Raw genomic sequence first — 16702 nt, forward strand, 5'->3', positions numbered from 1 at the left:
GGTGACAAGGTGAGCGAGACCTTTGGCGTCACCAGCGTGGACGGCACCAAGTCGAGCGTGACCGTGACCATCACCGGTAGCAACGATGCACCGGTACTGAAACCGGATGTGGGCGCGGTCAACGAAGATGCGATCCTGACGGTCAATGCTGCGAACGGCGTGCTGGCCAACGATAGCGATGTCGATGGCAACGCCCTCAAGGTGACCGGTATCCTGAGCGGCACCAGCGGGACGGCCACGGCCGTGAACGCCAGTGGTGACACCGTGCTGACCAACAGCTACGGCACCCTGACCATCCGGGCTAACGGCAGCTACAGCTTCAATGCCAATGGCGCGGATGCGCAGAAACTGGCGGCCGGCCAGACCGCGGGGGTGGTGTTTACCTACACTGCAACCGACGGCACCGAGAGCCGGACCAGCACCCTGACCCTCACCATCACCGGCACCAACGATGCACCGACCCTGAGTATCGACAAGGGGGCTGTGATCTCCGAAGAGGGGCTGGCCGGCGGCATTGCCGACACGGCAGGCAGCAGTGATACCACCGACAGCGTGGTCGCCAGCGGCAAGATCACGGTTGGCGACGTCGATAGTCAGGATACCCTCACCATCAGCCTGAACGGGCCGGCTGGCCTGACGGCTGGCGGTGCCGCGGTGCAGTGGAGCTGGAATGCTGCTACCAAGGTGTTGATCGGTTATACCGGCACTCCGGGCGGCGCCGATTACAAGGCGGTCATGGATGTGAAGCTGACCGCACCTGCCGGCAACGGCAAGGGCGACTGGAGCTACGACGTGACGCTCAAAGCCCCGCTGGATCATCCGGTCAAGGGCAGTGAAGACGTACTCAACTTCCAGATCGGTGTGACCGTATCGGATGGCAAGACCACCACCACCGGCAGCCTGCCCATTTCGGTCGAGGACGACTCACCGGTGGCTGGCGACATGGCGGCCGTCTCCGTCATCAAGACCAACATCCCGGATACTCTAACCGGCCTGTTTGATCTGACCAAGTACAGTGGCAGCAACCAGATGACCCTGAACGTGAGCGGTTTCAGCATCACGGCGCTGGGCTTTACCTCGTCGACCAACTCGGCCCTGACGACGGCCAATGTCAACGGTTCCAGCGCCGGCCTGGGTGTTTCCAGCGTTGGTTCACCGAACCACAACCTCGCCAACGAGGTGGACTTCCGCCACTTCGCAGACGGCACTTCGGCATCCGAGCAGCTGATCATCAAGCTGGATGCGGGCAAGGTGGCCTATGGCGCCAACATCAAGTTCAGCCAGATGTTCGGTGGCGAGCTGGAGAGCGGGGTGGTCGAGTTCTACCGCGGCGGCGTGCTGATCGGTACCCAGACCTTCAGCTCCAACGCGGCGGGTGGCGACTATGCCGGCAACTTCCAGGTGCAGCAGGGTGGCTTCGATACCATGGTCATCAAGGCCACCAACAATGGTAACGGCCTCTACGCCGACAACAGCGACTTCACCGTGAAGAGCATCGAGTTCCTCGGGGCGACCACGGCACCGGCCATCGCCTACGGTTCCGGCACGGTTACCCCGCAGTGGGGCGCCGACGGCAAGGGCTACATGCAGCTGGTCGGTTCCACCGAGACCGGGCTGACCACGGCGACCGGCAAACTGATCACCACCTCGATGGAATCGGCCAATACCCTGATCGGCACGGCCAGCGATGGCACCCTGGTGTTCCGTCTGGAATTTACCCCGGCCACCGGCAAGTGGGAGTTCTTCCAGTATCAGAACATGTCCAAGCCGCTGGGCGATGGCGACATCGACTTCCAGATCAAGGTGGTGGATGGCGACGGCGACTACAGCCTGGGCTCTTTCGCAACCAAACCGCTGTTTACGCCCATTGTGCAGTCGGTCTCCAGCGAGAGCGCGACCGAGGGTGGCAACCTGCTGCACACGGTAACGCTGTCGGATGCGACCCAGGAAGCGACCCAGTATGACTTCAACATCAAGGGCAGCGGCGCCAATCCGGCCTCCAGCCTTGATTGGGGCACCGCCCAGTTCAGCAACGGGGTGACCTACAACAGCACTACCGGCAAGATCACGGTGCCGGCCGGGGTGTCGGGCTTTACTGTGACCATCCCGACAGTGGACGATCGTCTGGTCGAGGCGAATGAAACCCTGACCGTGACCGTTGGCGGCCAGAACGGCACCGGTACCATCATCGACAACGATCGTGCGCCGGTGACCACGGGTGGCTACAGTGCCGGCAAGGAAGATACGCCGCTGGTGCTGAAGTGGGCCCAGTTTGGTGCCAGCGATGATCAGGCAGCCTCCGACCTGAGCGTGCAGATCAATACCTTGCCGCTGAACGGCAAGCTGGAGTACCTGAACGCAGCCGGCCAGTGGATTGCGGTGAAGGTGGGGGATCTGGTCTCCTACGCCGATATCGACAGCGGTCACTTGCGCTTCGTGCCGGGCCTCAACGAGTCGAGCACCAATGCCAGCAACGGCAATGGCGTCGTGACCGGCAACCTGCAGGGCGACTACGCCAGCTTTGGTTACCAGATCAGCGACGGCGCCAACCTGAGCAACAGCGGCAAGCTGGTGATCGATATCGCGGCGGTGGCGGACAAGCCGGTGGTCGACATCAGCCTGACCGGCAACGGTGTACCGCTCTATAGCCAGTACCCGTCGTCCGGCATCTCCACCGGGGCGTTCCAGAGCGGCAACTTCAACAAGGGCAGCTTTGGCATCACCAGCAGCTTTACCGACAGCACCACCACTCAAGACAGCGTGGTGGGTACCAGCGGCAACGACTACATCGTCAGCATCAAGGGCGGCGGAGATTACTTCGTCGGCGGTGCGGGCAATGATGTGCTGGTTGGTGGCAACTCCACCTCAGGTGACACCCTCGACGGCGGCACCGGCAACGACATTCTGGTAGCCGGGCTGGGTGGCGACACCCTGTATGGCGGCGCCGGGACTGACCTGGCCGTGCTGATGGGCTCGCGCGCCAACTATGTCATCGAGCGCAGAAGTGACGGCGGTTTCAACTTCCTGGTCAAGGAGAACGGCGTCACCATCAGCAAGTCGCTCTACGACATCGAGTTGGTGCAGTTTGATGACGGCATCTACCAGTTCAACCAGACCGACGGCACCCTGACGGCGGTACCGCCCAGCTTGGTGGATTATCCGCTCGAGATCAGCGCCTCCCTGACCGACCGGGATGGCAGCGAGCAGTTCGACAGCCTGGTGCTGACCGGCATGCCGACGGGGTCGACGCTGTATCAGGGCTCCACCGTGCTTGGCACAGTGGGGGCCGATGGCAAGCTGACGCTGACCGGTCTGTGGAACCAGAGCGCGCTGGACGTCAAACTGACTGGTCTGACCCTGCGGGTGCCGGGCAGCAGTGCCGGCCAGTTCGACCTCAAGGTTGAAGCCATCGCCAAGGAAGTGGCGACCGATCAGACCAGCAGCGCATCGGATCAGGATTCGATCCGCATGAGCTACTTCCTCTCTACCGAAGGGGAGCCGGGCGATCAGAACCGTACCTACGGCAGCGAACACAATATCGTGGTCGGGGATCTGGATGGCAGCGTGGTGCTGCCGGGCCAAAACTACAACATCGCCTTCATGGTCGACAGCTCGGGCAGTATCGGCACCAGTGCCATGAACACCATCAAGAGCCAGCTGGCGCAGGTGTTTGCAACCCTCAAGACCAGTGCCGGTACTGAGGGGGCGGGCAAGGTCAACATCTTCCTGGTGGACTTCGACAGTCAGGCCAACAAGTCCATCAGCGTGGACTTGAAGGATCCCAATGTCCTGACCAGGTTGCAGGCCGTGCTCGACAGCATGGACGGCAGTTACTGGAATGGTGGGGCGACCAACTACGAGGATGCGCTCAAGACAACCTCCAACTGGTTCAACAGCGACACCGCCAAGAACAACACCAATGCGAAGAACCTGGCGTACTTCATTACCGATGGGGCACCAAACACCTATTACGACTATGAAGATACCAACCCGATCGTGAATACGAAGACCAACGAGCGTCTCGATTCGTTTGTCAACGTCAACAACTATGTGCCGGGTGAAGCCTTCTACGCCAACATAGGCGGCACCAACCGGGTGCTGATCGACGCGAACGGCAATGTTCAGAAGTGGTCGCAGGGCAATAACAACAAGTGGAGCTCGACCACCATCGGGACCTTGAAGGCACAGGGGGATGGTACCTTCGAGATCTCCACCTCCTATGACAGCAACTACTGGGCATTGCAAAATGCGCTGGCTGTGCTGCCGCTTCTGCTGGCCAATAACGTGACGCTGGAAGCGATCGGCATCGGCAGCAACGTCTCCATCGATACCCTGAAGCTGTTCGACAGTGATCAGATTGTGCAGTTCAACGTGTCAGCCAACGACCTGGCCAACGCCATCCTGGGTACCTCGGTGAACAACCTGCCGGGCAGCGACCGGATCGACGGCGGTGCCGGTGACGACATCCTGTTCGGTGATGCGATCCACTTTGCCGGCATCAACGGTGAAGGCTACGCGGCCATCAAGCAGTATGTGGCCGGCAAGCTGAGCGCAGGCTCGGTGACCGATGCCCAGGTCCATGACTACATCACGGATCATGCCAGCGAGTTTGATCAGTCCTCCAGCAACGACAAGGCGGACGTGCTGATCGGCGGCGATGGCAACGACATTCTGTTTGGTCAGGGTGGCGATGACTTCCTGTTTGGCGGTGCCGGCAACGACATCCTGTTCGGTGGTGCCGGCAACGACACCCTGTATGGCGAGAGCGGCAACGATACCCTGTACGGTGGCAGCGGCAACGACACCCTGTTTGGCGGCATTGGCGACGATACCCTGAGCGGTGGTCTGGGCAATGACATCCTGGTCGGCGGGCTTGGCAATGACATCCTCAAGGGGGATGGCGGCGCCGATACCTTCACCTGGCTGCAGGGCGACACAGCTGCGGGCAGCGTGGCCAAGGACTACGTGGTCGACTTCTCCAAGGCGGAAGGTGACAAGCTGGATCTGAGCGACCTGCTGGATCACGACGGTTCTCGCAACCAGAACGATCTGAAGAGCCTGCTCTCGGTCTTCCAGGACAGTGAAGGGGTGCATCTGCAGGTCAAGGAGAGCAGCGCCGCCCCCGTGACCCAGGAGATAGTGCTGATGAACCACACGTTCGACAGCCTCACCGGCAGTGCGGCGGCCACCTCGTCCCAGGTGATCGACTACATGCTCAACAACAACATGCTGGATATCGACAAGTAATCCGGTCGACCCCAGGCAAAAAGCGGCAGAGCAATCTGCCGCTTTTTTTATGGATGGCGCTACCGGGCTGGCTCGATGCTTACCCCCAAAGGGAGGTGAATGTGCGCCAGGAGCGGGAATTTAGGTGAATGACTACTGACAGGCTTGAAGAGAGCATGGGCGCGAGCGGGGTCTCGCTTTTTTTAATCAAGTTCAGCCATCATCTGGCCGACATAGGATAAGAATACGGGTCGTGTTGGGATTCTGACCCTTCTATACTATGGCGAGACTCGGGCAACGGACGTAAGGGCTTTATATGGCGAGCATATTGGATTCGGTGGATCAGCGTACCCAGTTGGTAGGGGAGAACCGCCTGGAGCTGTTGATGTTTCGTTTGGGATCCCAGCAGCTGTTTGCGATCAACGTGTTCAAAGTACGGGAAGTAGTCAAGCTGCCTCACCTCAACAAGATGCCCGGTGCACACCACAACATCAGCGGGGTGGCCAACATCCGCGGCACCTCCATTCCGGTGATCAACCTGCGCAGCGCCATCGGCATGCGCCCCATGCCCATCGATGCCGAATCCAACCTCATCATCACCGAGTACAACCGCACCATTCAGGGCTTTCTGGTCGGCCAGGTGGCCAACATCGTCAACATGACCTGGAAGGACATACTGCCGCCACCGCGCTCGGCCGGGCGGGCGAACTACCTGACCGCCATCACCCGCATTCCGGAGGACGGTGTCGATCAGATCGTCGAGATCATCGACGTGGAGAAGGTGCTGGCCGAGATCATCACCTACGACATCCGCATCTCGGAAGAGGTGCTGGATCGGGATATCCTGCCGGAAATGCACGGCCGCAAGGTGCTCATCGTCGACGACTCCAGTACGGCCCGCAACCTGGTGCGCGAGACCCTGGGCCAGCTGGGGCTGGAGGTGATCGAATGCCAGGATGGGCTGCAGGCGCTCAACCTGCTCAAGGGGTGGTGCGATGCGGGCAAGAAGGTGACCGACGAGATCCTGCTGATGATCACCGATGCCGAGATGCCGGAGATGGACGGCTACCGGCTGACCCACGAAATTCGCAGCGATGCCCGCATGTCCGATCTCTTTATCACCCTCAACACCTCTTTGAGTGGCAACTTCAACGAGGCCATGGTCAAGAAGGTGGGCTGCGATCGCTTCATCTCCAAGTTCCAGCCAGACTTGCTGGTTGGCGTGGCTCAGGAGCGGCTGCGCCAGATCCTGGAGCGCTAATTCAGGAGCAATAAAAAATCCCGCCAAGGCGGGATTTTTTATTGGGCCGTGCGACCCGGATGGCGGACGAGGCGCCATAGCGGACTCATTGGGTCAGCAGCGGCTCGATGAAGCTGGCCACCCGGTCGCGGATCTGCGGCTGGGCGGCGGCGGTGGGGTGAATGCCATCGTTCATCATGAGTTCAGGGCGCAGCGCAATATCATCCATGAAGAAGGGCATCAGCGGCAGCTGATTGGCGCTGGCCAGTTCCGGGAAGATCTGCTCGAACTGGCGCAGGTAGCGGGTGCCGTAGTTGCGGGGCAGCTGGATCTGGGTCAATACAGTGTTGATCTGCTGCGCCTTGGTCAGGGCCACCATCTTGGCCAGGTTGTCCCGGGTGATGGCAGGGGCGAACCCGCGCAACCCGTCGTTGCCACCCAGTTCGATCAGCACCCAGTCCGGTTGATGTTCTTTGAGCAGGGCGGGTAATCTGGCCAGCGCCCCTTGCGTAGTTTCACCACTGATGCTGGCATTGATAAGCTGATGTTTACCCCCCTGCTGCTGCCATTTCTGATTGAGCAGGGCAGGCCAGCTCTGCTCCGCCGGCATCTGATAACCCGCACTCAGGCTGTCGCCCAGCACCAGCAGGGTCTGGGCCTGCACCGATGACACCAGGCAGCACAAGGCAAACAGGAAACGCGTCATGAATTCAACTCCCATTATCAACGTCAAGGGCCTGGGCAAGACAGTGCGCCTGGGCCAGGAAAGCCTCACCATCCTTGAAGGGATCGACCTGCAAGTCAATAGCGGCGAAACGGTGGCGCTGGTCGGTGCCTCAGGCTCCGGCAAGTCCACCCTGCTGGGGCTGCTGGCCGGGCTGGATCTGCCGAGCCAGGGGGATATCGAGATCCTCGGCCAGTCGCTGCTTCAACTGGACGAGGAGGGGCGTGCCAGGCTGCGGGCCGAGCAGGTGGGGTTCATCTTCCAGTCTTTCCTGCTGCTGCCCACCCTGAGCGCGCTGGAGAACGTCATGCTGCCCGCCGAGCTGCGCGGCGAGACCCGCTGCGAGCCGCGGGCTCGCGAGTTGCTGGCGGCGGTCGGCCTCAATGAACGGCTGCACCATCTGCCGCCGCGTCTCTCCGGCGGCGAGCAGCAGCGGGTGGCCATCGCCCGCGCCTTCATGACGAGGCCCAGCCTGCTGCTGGCCGATGAGCCCACCGGCAACCTCGACAGCAAGACCGGGGAGCGGGTGATCGAGCTGCTGTTCGAGCTCAACCGCGAGCACGGCACCACGCTCGTGGTGGTGACCCATGATCACGACCTGGCCCGGCGTTGCCAGCGGCAGCTGGTGATGGCGGCGGGGCAACTGGAGGCGGCTGCGCCAGCATCCGAAGACGCCTCTGCAGCAAGAGTCAGGGAGCTGTGATGAGTCAGTGGCGACTGGGATTGCGCCTGTTGCGGCGCGAAGGATTCAACGGCGAACTGCGCTGGTTCGTGCTGGCGCTGGCGCTGAGCGTGGCCTGTGTGCTGAGCGTGGCCCTGGTGGCGGATCGGCTGGATGCTGGGCTCAAGGCCTCGGGGCGGGACTTTATCGGTGCCGACCGGGCGCTGCGCTCGGCTACGCCGGCGCCGGCCGGCTGGCTCGAACAGGCGGCCAAAACGGGTCTGGCGGTGCAGACCACGGTCAGCTTCAACAGCATGCTGTTTCATGGGGATGCCCTGCAGCTGGCGTCTATCCGCGCCGTGCCTGAGGATTTCCCCTTTTACGGCAAGCTGGAGCTGACCCCCCAGCGGGCCCCGGCGCCTGGCGAGATCTGGCTCTCCGCCCGGGTGATGCAGCTGTTGGCGGCCAAGCCGGGGGATGAGCTGGAAGTGGGCAATACGGTGCTCAAGGTGGCGGGAGTGCTGGGTCAGGAGCCGGATCAGGGCTTCAGCCCCTTCCTGCTGGCGCCGAGGGCGTTGATCCACAGCGCCGATGTGGAGGCGACCGGTGCCCTGCTGCCGGGCAGCCGCCAGCAGTGGCGCTACCTGTTCAAGGGCACCCGCGAGCAGGTGGCCGACTATGAACGCTGGCTCAAGCCCAGGCTCAAGGCGGGACAGAAGCTGATCAAGCCGGACGACCAGGGCTCCCAGGTTGGCCGCTCGCTGGCCAATGCCGAGCGCTTCTTCCGGCTCGCCTCCCTGGCCGGGGTGCTGCTGGGGGCGCTGGCCATGGGCATCGCGGTCCGTCACTTTGCCGAGCGCCAGACCAACATGGTGGCGCTGCTCAAGACGCTCGGCGCGTCGCGGCGCACGCTTTGGCAACTGATGGGCACCCTGCTGCTGTCACTGACCCTGGCGGGCGCCCTGCTCGGTCTGGTGGCGGGTAGCGCCATGCAGTGGCTGACCCTGCATCTGCTGGGCAACCTGCTGCCGGCCGATCTGCCGCCGCCGTCGTGGCGCCCCTTTGCGCTGGGGCTGGCGGTGGCCTTCTTCATCACCCTGCTGCTGGCCTTCGTGCCCTTCCTGCGTCTGCTCAAGGTGCCGCCGCTGCGGGTGCTGCGCCGCGAGCTGGAGGCGGGGATCCCGCCCTGGCTGGCGTTGCCGGTGGCGCTGCTCGGCCTGTTTGGGCTGGTGTGGGGCTTCACCGCCGATGCGACTCTGGCGTTGGGGCTGATCGGCGGCATGGGCCTGCTGATGGGGCTGCTGGCAGTGATCGCCTCCCTGCTGCTGCGACTGGGGCGCCGGGTACAGGGCCCTCACGCGCTGCGGCTGGCCATCAGCCACCTTTCCCGCGAGCGGGGCAGTGGTCTGTTCCAGCTGGCGGGCTTTGCGCTGGCACTCATGCTGTTCGGTCTGCTTTGGGCGGCGCGGGTCGACCTGCTCGGCGAGTTTTCGGCCCGGCTGCCGGCTGATGCCCCCAACCGCTTCCTGGTCAACGTGGCGGACGGGGAGCGGGAGGGGATCCTGGCCGATCTGCGCCAGGCGGGGGCCGTGACTTCGGACTTCTACCCCATGGTGCGTGGCCGGCTGGTCAGCATCGCCAGCGAGGCGGTGCGCGACACGGATGAAGATGGCCGCGAGGGGGTCAATCGCGAGCTCAACTTCACCACCACCGCCACCCTGCCGCCAGACAACACCCTGACCGCAGGACGCTGGCTGGATGGCCCCGGCCAGGTATCGGTAGACAAGGATCTGGCCAAGCGACTCGACATCGCCCTCGGCGACACCCTGGGCTTTACCATCGAGGGGCGCAGCTTCAAGGCGAAGGTGACCAGCCTGCGGGCCATCAAGTGGGACAACATGCGCCCCAACTTCTACATGATCTTCTCGCCGGACGTGCTGGCCCCCTTCTCCCAGACCTGGCTCGGCAGCTATCGTCTGCCGGAGCAGGGCCGGGTGGCCGAAGTGGAGCTGATCCGCCGGCACCCCACGGTGAGCCTGATCGATGTGGACGATTTGATCGTGCGGCTGACGGCGGTGTCGGATCAGGTGAGCCGGGCGCTGGGGCTGATGCTGGGGCTGGTGACGGTGGCGGCGCTGCTGGTGCTGCTGACCCAGACCCAAGCCAGCATGGCCCACCGGCGCCGGGAGCTGCTGCTGATGCGCACCCTGGGGGCCGGCAGCGAGCTGCTCAGGAAGATGCTGCGCTGGGAGCTGGTTGCCAGCGGCCTGCTGGCGGGGCTGTGCGCCGCCATGGTGGTCGAGCTCTGCTCCTTCGGCCTGCAGTGGTGGTGGTTCGAGGGACAGTGGCAGTTCCACTGGGCCATCTGGGCCGGTCTGCCGCTGCTGGGGGCCGTGCTGGTGACGCTGGCCGGGCAGGGCATGCAGCGCCAACTGCTGGCGGGCACCCTGAGCGATCGGCTGCGGGGACTGGGGCAGGGCCTGCTCTGAGCACCAGATCCTGCGCGGATGCCGCGAGGCACAACAACAATCAGCCCGGCCAATGGCCGGGCTGATTGTTATCCGGTTGGCTGAAGAGCCCGGTCAGCGGGCTGTGCTGAGCAGATTGGCAAGGGCCTGGGGCAGTTCCGGGTAGGTGAAGTGGAAGCCGGCCTGCTGCAGACGGGTCGGCAACACCTTCTGGCCGGTGAGCAGCAGATCGGCCGCCTCGCCCATCAACAGCTGCAACAGGGGGGCCGGCACGAAGAAGAGGTGCGGCCGGTGCAGGGTGCCGGCCAGAGTCTTGCTGAACTCGCGGTTGCTGACCGGCTGCGGCGCTGTGCCGTTGAAGAGGCCGTCGCACTCCTCGTGATCCAGCAGGAACAGGATGGCGCGCACCAGATCCTGAATGTGGATCCAGCTCATGATCTGGTTTCCCGTGCCCATGGGGCCGCCGAGGCCGAGGCGATAGGGAGGCAGCATTCTGGGCAGGGCGCCGCCGTCGGTGCCGAGCACCAGCCCGATGCGCACGATGCAGACCCGGGTATGCTTGCTGCGGGCCTCGCGGGCCAGGGTTTCCCACTGCTGACAGAGCTGATGGGTGAATTCGTCGTGAGGGGTCTGGCACTGTTCGTCCAGCGGCGCATCGCCCTGGCGGCCATACCAGCCGATGGCGGAGGCGTTGATCAGCACCCTGGGGGGGGTGTCGGAGAGCTTGATGAGATCGACCAGCTGCTCGGTCAGCAGCCAGCGGCTGTCGCAGAGTTGCTGCTTGCGCCGCTCGCTCCAGCGGCCGGCGGCGATGGGCTCTCCCGCCAGGTTGATGACCGCATCCACGTCGTTGAGGTTGTCGAGCCGGTCCAGGGTATCGATCAGCTTGACGTCGTGGCCGAGCAGATCGTAGGCGCGGCTGCCCTGGCGGGTCAGCACCAGCACCTCGTGCGCCACCTTGAGGTGGGCCACCAGGCGGCGACCGATAAAGCCCGTCCCGCCCGTGATCAATATTTTCATATCCAGACTCCCTGACGCTGTTGGCTCTACTCTAGTGGGCCTGCTCAAGATGAACAAGCAACTGTTTTTGCAAAGATTATAATCGTCACTGCAGGCGTGGGCGGCGCTCACCCAGGGTGTGAGCCGTCATGTCGCCTGCCCTGACCGGGCGCCTTGCCCTGTTGTCCAATGCATCAGAAGATGCTTGTCAGGAAAGGGGATAGGAGTAGACTCGTCCGCCTTTTCACCGTTGCCGCGAGGGGGAGTATGCCGTTTCGTCGTTTGAGGTTGCGCCAGTTTTATACCCGGCTGGGGGCGGCACTGCTGGCCGGCCTGCTGCCCCTGCTGCTCGGCGTGCTGATCGTCTCCTGGCAGACCTTTGCCGGCATGAAACAGGATGCCGAAGAGCGCCTGCTCCATGCTCGCAACATGCTGGAGCGCACCCTGGATCACGCTCACCAGGCGGCCGCCATGGTAGAGGGCAGCGTCGGGCGCCCCTGCGAGGAGGTGGTGCAGGGGCTGCGGGATCAGGTGGCCACCATACCGGACGTGCGCACCGTCAACCTGGCCAGGGGGGAAGTGGTTTACTGCACCTCGCTCTATGGCTCCTATCATGGCCCCTTCAAGCTGGCCGACTACGCCAATGGCCAGCTGGATCTGATGCGGGGCAACCCGGTGACCCCGGATCGGCCTTTGGTGGTCTATCGCCAGCCGGTGGGGGAGTACAGCGTGCTGGTCGGGGTCGACGGTTACTATCTGCACAACATCCTCGACATGCTCAGCCGCAACTCGCCGCTGACCCTGGTGATCGGGGCGCAGAGCATGCTGGCCAACGGCCAGATCCACGACGAGGTGCCGCCCGTGGTGCTGGGCTCGCTGGAGCAGGTCTCTGGCAAGTACCCGTTTCGGGTCGTCACCGAGCTCTCCTATGACGAGTACGGCAGCCACATCTGGACCTACTCCCGCGCCAGCCTCATCATCTATCCCCTGCTGGGGTTGGTGGTGGGCTGTCTGGTCTACTGGCTGACCGGCCGCTCGACCTCTCCCTCCCAGGAGCTGCGGCGGGCGCTGGATCAGCGGGAGTTCATCCCCTACCTGCAGCCGGTGGTGACCGGTGACGACGCCCACTGGAGCGGCTGCGAGGTGCTGATGCGCTGGCAGCATCCGCGTCAGGGCCTCATCTCGCCGGATCGCTTCATCCCGCTGGCCGAAGACAGCGGCCTCATCGTGCCCATGACCCGCCTGCTGATGGAGCAGGTGCGCGAACAGTTCGCAGGCCGAGTGCACAGCCTGCCCAGAGGGTTCCACTTTGGCTTCAACATCAGCGCCAGTCACTGCAAGGATCTGAGCCTGGTGGAGGATTGTCGCCAGTTCATCAACGCGTTTCGGGAGAACCCCGTCAAGCTGGTGCTGGAGCTGACCGAGCGGGAGCTGATCGTGGCAGACGAGACGACCGACCGGCTGTTTGCCGAGCTGCATCAGCTGGGCGTCTTCATCGCCATCGACGACTTCGGCACCGGCCACTCCAGCCTCACTTACCTGCAGCAGTTCCAGGTGGACTTTCTCAAGATTGATCAGAGCTTCGTCGGCATGATCGGCTCGGATGCCCTCTCCAGCCATATCGTCGAGAACGTCATCGATCTGGCGACCCGGCTCGGTCTGCAACTGGTGGCCGAAGGGGTGGAGAACGAGGTGCAGGCCGCCTATCTGAGGGCGCGTCAGGTGACCTTCCTGCAGGGTTATCTCTTTGGCCGGCCGATGCCGATGAAGGAGTTTGCCGCCCTGCTGGCGAAGGCCTGAGCCAGCCCGCCACCCATAAAAAAACCAGCGACCTTGGTCGCTGGTTTTTTTTCATCCCGAGGCCTGTCAGAGCATGCGGGCGAGGGCGCGGCACAGACGCTTGACCCCCTCCTCTATGGTGGCTTCATCCACGCAGGAGAAGCTCAGGCGCAGGGTGTTCTGGATCTCGGGGCGCACATAGAAGGGGGCGCCCGGTACGAAGGCCACCTTCTCCTTGATCGCCTCGTCAAACAGCGCCATGGCGCTGACGCTGGCGGGCAGGGTCAGCCAGAGGAACATGCCCCCTTCCGGCCGGGTATAGCTGACGCCGGGCGGGCAGTGACGGGCCAGGGCGGCCTCCATGGCGGCGCGCTGGCGGCCATAGACCTCCTTGATCTTCTCGAGGTGAGCATCCAGCGAGTTGTCGATCAGGAAGCGGTGCAGCACCTGCTGGCTGAAGGCGTTGCTGTGCAGGTCGGTGGCCTGCTTGGCGATGGTGACCTTCTTGCGCAACCAGTCCGGCACCAGCATCCAGCCGAGGCGGAAGGCCGGGACGACGGTCTTGGAGAAGGAGCCGAGCAGCACGGTATTGTTCGGCGCCAGTTTGGCGATGGGGGGCAGATGCTCGCCCTCGAAGCGCAGCTCGCCGTAGGGGTCGTCTTCCACCATCAGCAGCTCGTGGCGTACCAGCCGCTCGGCCAGCGCCTCGCGATTGGCGCGGCTGTAGGAGACGCCGCTCGGGTTCTGGAAGTTGGGTACGCCATAGAGCAGCTTGGCGTTGGAGCCACTGGCCAGCAGCGCATCCAGCGCCGCCAGATCCAGCCCCTCTTCACCCAGAGTGATGGGCTTGAAGGCAGGTTGATAGACGGAGAAGGCCTGGATGGCGCCAAGATAGCCCGGCTCCTCGATGATGAGGTCTTGTCCCTCGTCGATCAGCACCTTGCCCAGCAGATCCAGCGCCTGCTGGGAGCCGCTGGTGATGAGGATGTTGTCCGGATTGACCTGCATGCCGTGGCGGGCCAGATAGCGGTCGGCGATGTACTGGCGCAGCGGGGCGAAGCCCTCGGTGGCCGCATACTGCAGGGCCGCGGCGCCCTGCTCGCGCAGCACGTCCTGGCAGGCCTGCTCGATGGCCTTGACCGGGAACAGGTGCGGATTGGGCAGGCCGCCGGCGAAGGAGATGATCTCCGGATTGGCGGCAACTTTGAGGATCTCGCGGATGAAGGAAGGCTCTACCTTCTCGAAGCGCTGGGCAAAAAAGGGCTGCATAGGATTCTCTCTGGCGTGGTGAGCGGTCGCTCCATTCGACCGCCAAGTTATCCGTTTGTATCAGATTTAAAAAATGAGGCAATGGCTGTAACAAAAATCGATAAAAAAGGGCAGGTTTGGCACCTGCCCGAATTTTATCGGCCGGGGAAGGCCGCGAGGCGTAAAAGCCCCGGTTCAGCGGCGAGATGGCAGGGTTACAGACCCGGCTCCCTGAGGAAGCGGAGCATCAGCTCGGTGTTGGCGCCGAGTTGCTGCTGTACCCGGCCCGGGAACAGCTCGGCCATCTTGTCGAGGCGGTCATACTGGGTATGCCAGATCTTGCCCCACTGGGTTTCGCTGCCCCGATCGCAGGCGCTCTTGGTGGCCTCGTCGTAGCAGTCCCACAGCGCCGGATTGGTGGTCTGGGAGTAGCCGTCATAGCCATCTTCCCCGTTGATGGTGAAGTTGGTGGCCTCCACGTAGGCGACGGGCACCCCCAGGCAGGCGAACGGCGCATGATCGGACCAGCCGCCGGTCTCCCCTTCCGGGTAGCCGCTGTAGCTGGGGTGGATGGCAAACGGGGTGGCGGTCTGCTTGGAGATGGCCAGCAGGCGATCCCGCACCTTGGGATCGAAGCTGTAGCGGCTCGGATCGGCACACTTGTACTCGGCCACGTCGGAGTGGGCCGAGTGGACGTAGACGATGTCGCCCCCGGCGATGGTGTCGTAGTTCACCATGGCCAGCAGCTTGGCGACGGCGGCGCTGTCGAGGCTGGCGGCATAGGCCTTGGAGCCGTTGAGGCCGTTCTCCTCGGCGCCGAAGAAGGCGAAGCGCACCGTGTAGGGCAGGGTCTGCCCCTTGAGCGCTTCGGCCACCGCCAGCAGGGCGGCGACGCCTGCACCGTTGTCGGTGGCTCCCTCGGAGCCTTTCTTGTCGCCTGTGCTGTCATAGTGGGCACCGATCAGGATCACCTTGTCGCTCTTGCCCTTGAGCTCGGCGACGAGGTTCTGGGAGGCCTTGCTGGTTCCGCTCTGGGTGTAGGTGAAGGGCTGGCGTTGCACCTCGTAGCCCCAGCCGGCCAGATGGTCCTGGATCCAGGCGGCGGCGCGGGTCTCGGCCTCGCTGCCGGTGGGTCTGGCGCCGATCCCCTCGGCGGTGGAGCTCAGCTGCACCAGGTATTCATAGGCCTGCTCGGCGGCGGAGGGGGCCTGTGAATCGTTGCTGGAGGTGTTGCACCCGGCCAGCAGGGCTGTGATGGCAAACGCCAATGCTGTGTGTTTCATACTGCAATCCTTTGTTGTGTATGGTTTTATTTGCGCAGGTCAGGATGCGCCCGAGCCCCGGCAGATTCTGTGAACGGGGTGGCATTTGTCAATCGCGGTGGCGGAATTGGTCTGTGTCGGGGGATTTGTTGCGTGAAACACTTGCGCCTTGGGCCTATCTTGGGATAATTCGCTACCCTGTTTCGCCAAGCGATGAAATGACGAGCAATTTCGCGTTCATCGGCGAGGTGGAGCGATGAAACAACGAGCAATTCATCTCGGTCGTCTGTGACCAGCACGACGAGATAGCTAGCAATCCATTTATGTCGTCTGTGACCCAGACCGATGCAATAAACGAGCAATTTGATTATGCCTGTGACCCAAGATGTATTTAACGAAGACGGCAAGTTCATGCGCAAGATCCGCAGCTTTGTCCGTCGCGAAGGCCGCCTGACCAAAGGGCAGGAGAAGGCTCTGGAGGAGCTGTGGCCGGTCATGGGCATCGATTTCGCACCGGAGCCGCTCGATCTGGTTGCCCTGTTTGGCCGCGAGGCCCCTGTGGTGCTGGAGATCGGTTTTGGCATGGGCGCCTCCCTGGTGGAGATGGCCAAGAATGCCCCCGAGAAGAACTTCATCGGTATCGAAGTGCACTCACCGGGTGTCGGTGCTTGCCTGGGCACCGCCCAGGAAGCGGGGGTCACCAATCTGAAGGTGATTTGCCACGACGCGGTCGAGGTGCTGGAGCACATGATCCCGAACGGCTCGCTCGCCTGCCTGCAGCTGTTCTTCCCGGACCCCTGGCACAAGAGCCGTCACCACAAGCGCCGCATCGTCCAGCCGGCTTTTGCCCAGGACATTCGCCAGAAGCTGGCCATCGGTGGCGTGTTCCACATGGCCACCGACTGGGAGAACTACGCCGAGCACATGCTGGAAGTGATGAGCGCCGCCGAGGGGTACGAAAACACCTCCGCCACCGGCAACTGGGTGGCGCGTCCGGACTGGCGTCCGCTGACCAAATTCGAACAACGTGGCCACCGTCTCGGTCACGGGGTGTGGGATCTGATTTTCAAACGTGTCAACTAACTGAAGGAGCTA

General features: G+C 63.2%; 10 protein-coding genes. 6 read left to right on the plus strand and 4 right to left on the minus strand.

The window, feature by feature from the left end:
* Both G5134_RS20230 and G5134_RS20235 read left to right on the plus strand, forming a co-directional pair.
* Window positions 1–5247 (plus strand): VCBS domain-containing protein (locus tag G5134_RS20230; RefSeq protein WP_421232155.1); only part of this gene is annotated, 5247 nt, incomplete at its 5' end.
* 295 nt (window positions 5248–5542) lie between these two features.
* Entirely contained in the window at window positions 5543–6487 is a 945-nt protein-coding gene (locus G5134_RS20235; RefSeq protein ID WP_005297781.1) for a chemotaxis protein CheV, read from the plus strand.
* Window positions 6488–6572: 85 nt separating this feature from the next.
* Here the strand turns inward: G5134_RS20235 and G5134_RS20240 are convergent, their stop codons facing one another.
* On the minus strand, window positions 6573–7172 hold the full coding sequence (locus tag G5134_RS20240) for an arylesterase (RefSeq protein ID WP_017785968.1): 600 nt from the start codon (window positions 7170–7172) through the stop codon (window positions 6573–6575).
* Here G5134_RS20240 and G5134_RS20245 point away from each other — a divergent pair.
* Window positions 7171–7893 (plus strand): ABC transporter ATP-binding protein, encoded by a 723-nt coding sequence (locus tag G5134_RS20245; protein WP_065017540.1) that lies wholly within the window; start codon window positions 7171–7173, stop codon window positions 7891–7893. The genes G5134_RS20240 and G5134_RS20245 overlap by 2 nt on opposite strands.
* Window positions 7893–10340: an ABC transporter permease gene (locus G5134_RS20250; protein WP_065017539.1), complete on the plus strand. Its 2448-nt coding sequence runs from the start codon at window positions 7893–7895 to the stop codon at window positions 10338–10340. The genes G5134_RS20245 and G5134_RS20250 overlap by 1 nt, the downstream gene beginning before the upstream one ends.
* Window positions 10341–10433: 93 nt before the next feature.
* On the opposite strand, the gene G5134_RS20255 is transcribed toward G5134_RS20250, so the two are convergent.
* Entirely contained in the window at window positions 10434–11339 is a 906-nt protein-coding gene (locus G5134_RS20255) for a TIGR01777 family oxidoreductase (RefSeq protein ID WP_065017538.1), read from the minus strand.
* 246 nt (window positions 11340–11585) lie between these two features.
* Here G5134_RS20255 and G5134_RS20260 point away from each other — a divergent pair, with 246 nt between their 5' ends.
* Window positions 11586–13118 carry an EAL domain-containing protein gene (locus G5134_RS20260; RefSeq protein WP_017785965.1) on the plus strand — a complete coding sequence of 511 codons (1533 nt, stop codon included), beginning with the start codon at window positions 11586–11588 and terminating at the stop codon, window positions 13116–13118.
* Window positions 13119–13184: 66 nt separating this feature from the next.
* Here the strand turns inward: G5134_RS20260 and G5134_RS20265 are convergent, their stop codons facing one another.
* Together G5134_RS20265 and G5134_RS20270 are read right to left on the minus strand one after the other, a co-directional pair.
* Window positions 13185–14366 (minus strand): PLP-dependent aminotransferase family protein, encoded by a 1182-nt coding sequence (locus tag G5134_RS20265; protein ID WP_005297787.1) that lies wholly within the window; start codon window positions 14364–14366, stop codon window positions 13185–13187.
* 194 nt (window positions 14367–14560) lie between these two features.
* On the minus strand, window positions 14561–15628 hold the full coding sequence (locus G5134_RS20270) for a M28 family metallopeptidase (protein WP_043170371.1): 1068 nt from the start codon (window positions 15626–15628) through the stop codon (window positions 14561–14563).
* 348 nt (window positions 15629–15976) lie between these two features.
* On the opposite strand from G5134_RS20270, the gene trmB reads away from it, so the two are divergent.
* The gene (trmB, locus tag G5134_RS20275; protein WP_215269818.1) at window positions 15977–16690 is read left to right on the plus strand and encodes a tRNA (guanosine(46)-N7)-methyltransferase TrmB; all 714 of its coding nucleotides are present in this window, start codon (window positions 15977–15979) and stop codon (window positions 16688–16690) included.
* Window positions 16691–16702: the final 12 nt, after the last annotated feature.

Source organism: Aeromonas sp. 600276 (assembly GCF_049175815.1).
Taxonomy (GTDB): Bacteria; Pseudomonadota; Gammaproteobacteria; order Enterobacterales; family Aeromonadaceae; genus Aeromonas; species Aeromonas dhakensis.

What these genes read in the sequence shown, in the direction of transcription:
- G5134_RS20235 (WP_005297781.1), top strand. Translation starts at nt 5,543, where the DNA reads ATGGCGAGCATATTGGATTCGGTGGATCAGCGTACCCAGTTGGTAGGG.
- G5134_RS20245 (WP_065017540.1), top strand. Translation starts at nt 7,171, where the DNA reads ATGAATTCAACTCCCATTATCAACGTCAAGGGCCTGGGCAAGACAGTG.
- G5134_RS20240 (WP_017785968.1), bottom strand. Translation starts at nt 7,172, where the DNA reads ATGACGCGTTTCCTGTTTGCCTTGTGCTGCCTGGTGTCATCGGTGCAG.
- G5134_RS20250 (WP_065017539.1), top strand. Translation starts at nt 7,893, where the DNA reads ATGAGTCAGTGGCGACTGGGATTGCGCCTGTTGCGGCGCGAAGGATTC.
- G5134_RS20255 (WP_065017538.1), bottom strand. Translation starts at nt 11,339, where the DNA reads ATGAAAATATTGATCACGGGCGGGACGGGCTTTATCGGTCGCCGCCTG.
- G5134_RS20260 (WP_017785965.1), top strand. Translation starts at nt 11,586, where the DNA reads ATGCCGTTTCGTCGTTTGAGGTTGCGCCAGTTTTATACCCGGCTGGGG.
- G5134_RS20265 (WP_005297787.1), bottom strand. Translation starts at nt 14,366, where the DNA reads ATGCAGCCCTTTTTTGCCCAGCGCTTCGAGAAGGTAGAGCCTTCCTTC.
- G5134_RS20270 (WP_043170371.1), bottom strand. Translation starts at nt 15,628, where the DNA reads ATGAAACACACAGCATTGGCGTTTGCCATCACAGCCCTGCTGGCCGGG.
- trmB (WP_215269818.1), top strand. Translation starts at nt 15,977, where the DNA reads ATGCCTGTGACCCAAGATGTATTTAACGAAGACGGCAAGTTCATGCGC.